Source organism: Lutibacter sp. (assembly GCF_013139515.1).
GTDB lineage: Bacteria > Bacteroidota > Bacteroidia > Flavobacteriales > Flavobacteriaceae > Lutibacter.
Map to the genome: position 1 here is coordinate 1 of NZ_WTAR01000090.1, position 5,772 is coordinate 5,772.

General features: G+C 30.3%; 8 protein-coding genes. 2 read left to right on the forward strand and 6 right to left on the reverse strand.

Translation table 11 applies throughout. The features are described from left to right. The coding region (locus GQ540_RS08645) for a hypothetical protein (protein WP_291800089.1) at positions 1 to 205 on the forward strand (205 nt) is incomplete at its 5' end. A gap of 13 nt (positions 206 to 218) precedes the next feature. Here GQ540_RS08645 and GQ540_RS08650 read toward each other — a convergent pair. The 6 genes from GQ540_RS08650 to GQ540_RS08675 form a co-directional block, all read right to left on the reverse strand. Then, entirely contained in the window at positions 219 to 1,196 is a 978-nt protein-coding gene (locus GQ540_RS08650; RefSeq protein WP_291800091.1) for a polyprenyl synthetase family protein, read from the reverse strand. 28 nt (positions 1,197 to 1,224) lie between these two features. Then, positions 1,225 to 2,262: a 23S rRNA (adenine(2503)-C(2))-methyltransferase RlmN gene (gene rlmN, locus GQ540_RS08655; protein ID WP_291800093.1), complete on the reverse strand. Its 1,038-nt coding sequence runs from the start codon at positions 2,260 to 2,262 to the stop codon at positions 1,225 to 1,227. 71 nt (positions 2,263 to 2,333) lie between these two features. Next, positions 2,334 to 3,383 carry a tRNA preQ1(34) S-adenosylmethionine ribosyltransferase-isomerase QueA gene (gene queA / locus GQ540_RS08660; RefSeq protein ID WP_291800095.1) on the reverse strand — a complete coding sequence of 350 codons (1,050 nt, stop codon included), beginning with the start codon at positions 3,381 to 3,383 and terminating at the stop codon, positions 2,334 to 2,336. Between the two features lie 100 nt (positions 3,384 to 3,483). Further along, positions 3,484 to 4,695 carry a 3-phosphoshikimate 1-carboxyvinyltransferase gene (locus GQ540_RS08665; RefSeq protein ID WP_291800097.1) on the reverse strand — a complete coding sequence of 404 codons (1,212 nt, stop codon included), beginning with the start codon at positions 4,693 to 4,695 and terminating at the stop codon, positions 3,484 to 3,486. Between the two features lie 29 nt (positions 4,696 to 4,724). Then, positions 4,725 to 4,964, reverse strand: coding sequence for a hypothetical protein (locus tag GQ540_RS08670; protein ID WP_291800099.1), 240 nt, complete (start codon positions 4,962 to 4,964; stop codon positions 4,725 to 4,727). Position 4,965: 1 nt separating this feature from the next. Further along, complete coding sequence (locus GQ540_RS08675) at positions 4,966 to 5,292, reverse strand: nucleotide pyrophosphohydrolase (RefSeq protein ID WP_291800101.1); 327 nt, start codon at positions 5,290 to 5,292, stop codon at positions 4,966 to 4,968. Between the two features lie 137 nt (positions 5,293 to 5,429). Between GQ540_RS08675 and GQ540_RS08680 the strand changes: the two genes are divergently transcribed. After that, positions 5,430 to 5,772: sigma-70 family RNA polymerase sigma factor (locus GQ540_RS08680; RefSeq protein ID WP_291800103.1), on the forward strand; the 343-nt coding region annotated here is incomplete at its 3' end.

Sequence of the window (5,772 nt, forward strand, 5' to 3'; positions counted from 1 at the left end):
ACTTAGAATAATTATTGAGCAAACACAAGAAACTGTGTTTCAATTCCCTTTTGATATAGAAATAATTTATAACGATGATACTTCCGAAGTAAAAACAATTCAAGTTACAGATAAAAATTCTCCACATGTAATTGACGTAAGTGGCGAAGTCAAAAAATTAAAATTTGACCCAAATACTTGGTTGTTATTTGAATTGGAAGATTAGAAATTTAAACAACTTAAATTTTTCGTTCAATAACGTAATTTACCATTGTTCGCAAAGAATTTTTGTATGTTGAACTTGGGTACGTTTCCAATATTTCTAACGCCTTAGATTGGTATTCCTTCATTTTGGTAGTTGTATACTCAATACCACCTTTTTCTTTTACAAAAGCAATAACTTCTTTAACTCGTTGTTTGTTTTTATTGTGGTTTTTAACTGAGTTTATCAGCCATTTTTTCTCTTTATTTGAACAATTGTTTAGTGCAAATATTAAAGGAAGCGTCATTTTTTGTTCTTTAATATCAATACCCGTTGGTTTTCCAATTTTGGCATCGGTATAATCAAACAAATCATCTTTTATTTGAAAAGCAATTCCAATTAACTCACCAAATAAGCGCATTTTTTCAACTTCTTCAATAGGACTTCCAACTGATGCTGCTCCAATACCACAACAAGCGGCAATTAAAGTTGCTGTTTTTTGACGAATAATTTCAAAATAAATTGCTTCAGTAATATCTAATTTACGTGCCTTTTCTATTTGAAGTAATTCACCTTCACTCATTTCACGTACTGCAACTGATATGAGTTTTAAAATATCAAAATCGTTATTATCTATAGAAAGTAATAAACCTTTTGACAATAAAAAATCGCCTACCAATACTGCTATTTTGTTTTTCCATAAAGCATTAATCGAAAAGAAACCTCTTCGCCTATTGCTATCATCTACAACATCATCGTGAACTAGTGTAGCTGTATGAATTAACTCGATAATTGAAGCTCCACGATATGTACGTTCATCAAATTTTCCGTTTGAAACCATTTTAGCCACTAAAAAAACAAACATTGGGCGCATTTGTTTTCCTTTTCTTCTAACAATGTAGTGTGTAATTCTATTAAGTAGCGGAACTTTTGTAGCCATGGCTTCTCTGAACTTACTTTCAAAGAGTTCCATTTCTTCAAGAATGGGTTGTTTTATTTGTTCTACTAGCTTCATTTAAGATATCAAAAATAGGTAAAATAGTTTAACTTTTGTTTGCTAATTGTCCACAAGCTGCATCAATATCTTTACCTCTACTTCTTCGAACATTTACAATAATATCGTTCATTTCTAAAATACTAATATAATCACTTATCGCTTGAGGTTTTGCCTGCTGAAAATCACCATCATCAATTGGGTTGTATTCAATTAAATTTACCTTACATGGTACAACTTTACAAAAATCAACTAAAGCCATTATAGCCTCTCTAGTATCATTAATTCCATTCCAAACAACATATTCGTACGTAACTCTACTACTTGTTTTAGCGTACCAATATTCTAAAGCTTCTTTTAAATCTTTTAGTGGGAAATTTTCATTAAAAGGCATTATTTTAGTTCTAACTTCATCAATTGCTGAATGTAATGAAACAGCCAAATTAAATTTCACATCATCATCAGCCAATTTTTTTATCATTTTTGGAACTCCCGAAGTTGAAACCGTAATTCGTTTTGGCGACATTCCTAACCCTTCTGGTGAAGTAATTTTCTCAATAGATTTTAATACATTGTTATAGTTCATTAATGGCTCTCCCATTCCCATAAAAACAATGTTCGATAATTTATGATTGTAGTACAACAAACTTTCTTTATTAATTGCTGCTACTTGATCGAAAATTTCATCAGGATTTAAATTCCGCATCTTTTTTAAACGCGCAGTAGCACAAAATAAACAGTCTAAACTACAACCAACCTGACTAGATACACAAGCTGTTGTTCTAGTACCTGTTGGTATTAAAACTGATTCTACAACCAATCCGTCGTGTAAACGAACTGCGTTTTTTACAGTTCCGTCTTTACTACGTTGCATAGTATCAACTTCAATATGATTTATTACAAAGTTCTCTTGCAGCATTTGGCGTGTTTCTTTTGAAATATTAGTCATATCTTCAAAAGTATGTGCACTTTTACTCCACAGCCATTCATAAACTTGATTCCCTCTAAATGCCTTATATCCATTTTCTACAAAAAATTCTCGTAATTCATCTTTTGTTAGGGCGCGTATGTCTTTTTTTTGACTCATTTTAGTTTCAAGTTTATAAAAAGATTCCCGCATAAGCGGGAATCAAATTACTAAAAAATTTATATGTTTTATTATATAATCAACATCGCATCTCCATAAGAGAAAAATCTATATTTTTCTTTAATGGCTTCTTCGTAAGCTTCCATTAAAAAATCGTAACCAGCAAAGGCAGCTGCCATCATCATTAATGTAGATTTTGGTGTGTGAAAATTTGTAACCATACAATTTGCGATACTAAAATCATAAGGAGGGAAAATAAATTTATTTGTCCAACCTTCAAACTCATTTAAACGTCCGTTTGAAGAAACTGAACTTTCAATAGCTCTCATTGCTGTTGTACCAACTGCACAAACTCTTCTTTTCTCGTTAATTGCTTTATTTACAACTTCTATAGTTTCAGCGGTTACAATTGCTTTCTCTGAATCCATTTTATGTTTCGATAAATCTTCAACTTCAACAGCACTAAAAGTACCTAAACCAACATGTAATGTAACTTCAGCAAAATCAATCCCTTTAATTTCTAAACGTTTCATTAAATGTTTAGAAAAATGCATTCCAGCAGTTGGAGCTGCAACAGCACCTTCATGCTTTGCATAAATTGTTTGGTAACGTTCCGCATCACTAGGTTCTACTTCTCTTTGAATGTATTTTGGTAATGGTGTTTCTCCTAATTCTTCTAATTTTTTTCTAAATTCTTCATAAGAACCATCATATAAAAAACGTAAAGTTCTTCCTCTTGATGTTGTGTTATCAATAACTTCAGCAACTAAACTTTCATCTTCCCCAAAAAATAATTTATTCCCAATTCTAATTTTTCTTGCTGGATCAACTAAAACATCCCATAATCTACTTTCTGCATTTAATTCTCTTAATAAGAAAACTTCAATTCTTGCACCTGTTTTTTCTTTTTCGCCATACATACGTGCTGGAAAAACTTTGGTGTTATTCAATATCATTAAATCACCTTCATCAAAATAATTAATTAAATCTTTAAACATGTGATGCTCAATCGTTTGCTCTTTTCTATTCAAAACCATTAAACGAGATTCATCTCTATGTTCTGCAGGATATTCTGCCAATAAATCGTCTGGTAATTCAAATTTAAATTTTGATAATTTCATGTAGTTGGTTTTAATATTTTTTTACAGAATGAGCGCAAATATACAACATCGACATAGGCGTTGTCAAGTGTTTCGCAATAAAACTTTGTTTTAGTGGTTTTTAGCGTGTTATTTTCTCGAAATCTCCCCAAAAAGTTGGGTACGATTTTGATACAACAGTTGCATCTTCAATTTTAATTGGAACTATTACTGCGAGTGGCGCAAAAGCCATAGCCATTCTATGATCATCGTAAGTTGAAACGCTAATATTTTCATTAATAATACCGCTCCGCTTTAAATGCAAAGACTCATTTGTAATTTCTACCTCTCCTCCTAATTTTTCCAATTCGTTTTTTAAAGCAACTAATCTATCTGTTTCTTTAATTTTTAAGGTGTGCAACCCTTTTATATTACATTCTACTCCTAATCCAAAACAAGTTACTGCAATAGTTTGCGCAATATCTGGTGCTGATTTCAAGTTTAAATTTAAACCTCTATTAATTAGGGTGTTTTTGTTTTTTAATAGCAGTTTATTACCTTCAAATATCGTTTCAACCCCTAGCCTATTATACAAAGTTACCAAAATTGAATCGCCTTGTAAACTGTTTTCTCTATAATTTGAAAGTGCAATTTCAGAATTCGGGCTCAATGCGCACAAACTATAATAATAGGATGCTGAACTCCAATCAGATTCTACTTCAATTATTTTATTACTAATTTTTCTTTTGGGTGAAACTGTAATTGTTTTACCAACCCACCTATGTGTTATTCCAACAGAATCAAGTAACTTCAAAGTCATTTTAATATATGGAACCGAAGTAACTTCGCCTTTAAATTTTAATTGCAATCCATTTTTTAATGTTGGAGCAATTAATAACAATGCAGAAATATATTGACTACTCACATTCCCATCAATTTCAACAACATCTTTTACTAACTTTTTTCCTGAAATTTTTATAGGAGGAAATCCTTCTTTTTCTAAATATTCAATAGTTGCACCTAATGATTTTAAAGCGTCAACTAAAATTTTAATAGGTCTATTTTTCATTCTATGTGAACCCGTTAAAACAATTTCAGAATTTTCTTTTACCGAAAAATAAGCCGTTAAAAAGCGCATTGCTGTTCCGGCATGTCCAATATTTATCTCATTTGATGTACTTACTAATGCTTTTTGCATTAGTTTAGAATCATCAGAATTTGAAACGTTTTCAATTTTTAAATTTGGATAAAACTGTTGTAAAACTAACAACCTGTTTGTTTCACTTTTAGAACCTGTAATTTGAATATTTCCGGTTACCGCTTTAGTTATTTTATCAATTTTCAACAAATTCATATACGTATTAAATAGAATTTTAAAATAATTTATTTTTTTATAAACTTATAATAACCTGCCATAAGCGCACCGTAAAGTGCAGACATACCTATTTGCAGTTTTGCAAATTGCTCAAAACCATTCGCTGAAAAATATTCATCCATCATCCCTTCAATTCCTCCATGATTAAAAATTGAAAATATAATTTTAAGAATACTAACAATTACTAAAAATACCAATCCAAAACGGATAGTTAATTTTAAAAACGACTGACTTTTATATGTGTTCATACTATTTTAATTTTTGATTATTATGATGACGATCGTGATCTCGCTTTGTTTTTACATCCATTTTTTTATCAAATGACTTCTGTAAATCAATACATGTTTGGTTTGCCAAACATAAAACTACAAAAACAACGTCGGCTAATTCTTCACCTAAATCTTTTCCTTTGTCGCTTTCTTTTTCGCTTTGCTCACCATATCGTCTTGCAATAATACGTGCTACTTCGCCAACTTCTTCAGTTAACTGAGCCATATTGGTAAGTTCATTAAAATAACGAACGCCATGTTCTTTAATCCAAGTATCAACAATTAATTGTGAATTTTTAATATCCATAAAATATTGGTTTAATAATTCTTCAAAGATATCATTTCTTTATATAAATAGTTCAATTGCATTTTTATCATTTGAAAATATTTCATACAACGTGTAATATTATTTAACTTAACACACTAATTAAGAAAAAACATTTAATGAGTAGCGATTTTTACACGAATTCAATTGTACCCTATTCCGGAATAATTATTAAAATATGTAGGGCATATACTGATTCTCAGGAGGATTTCGAAGATTATTATCAGGAAGTTTGTTTACAAGTTTGGAGAACTAAAGATCAATTTAGAGGAGAATCTAAATGGTCTACCTGGGTTTACAGGTTATCTTTAAACATTTGTTTGACAATGATTAAAAAAAAGAAAAATAATCGTCAACATACCGTATCTGATTATGAAGTTCCTGTTGCAACAGAAGATAATCATGCTTTTTCAGATGAATCATTAAATTTATTATACGATGCTATTAAGCAATTATCTGAAA

Excerpts from the sequence above, each read along its gene's own strand:
- queA (WP_291800095.1), bottom strand. The coding sequence starts at position 3,383 with ATGAAATTATCAAAATTTAAATTTGAATTACCAGACGATTTATTGGCA.
- rlmN (WP_291800093.1), bottom strand. The coding sequence starts at position 2,262 with ATGAGTCAAAAAAAAGACATACGCGCCCTAACAAAAGATGAATTACGA.
- GQ540_RS08665 (WP_291800097.1), bottom strand. The coding sequence starts at position 4,695 with ATGAATTTGTTGAAAATTGATAAAATAACTAAAGCGGTAACCGGAAAT.
- GQ540_RS08650 (WP_291800091.1), bottom strand. The coding sequence starts at position 1,196 with ATGAAGCTAGTAGAACAAATAAAACAACCCATTCTTGAAGAAATGGAA.
- GQ540_RS08675 (WP_291800101.1), bottom strand. The coding sequence starts at position 5,292 with ATGGATATTAAAAATTCACAATTAATTGTTGATACTTGGATTAAAGAA.
- GQ540_RS08670 (WP_291800099.1), bottom strand. The coding sequence starts at position 4,964 with ATGAACACATATAAAAGTCAGTCGTTTTTAAAATTAACTATCCGTTTT.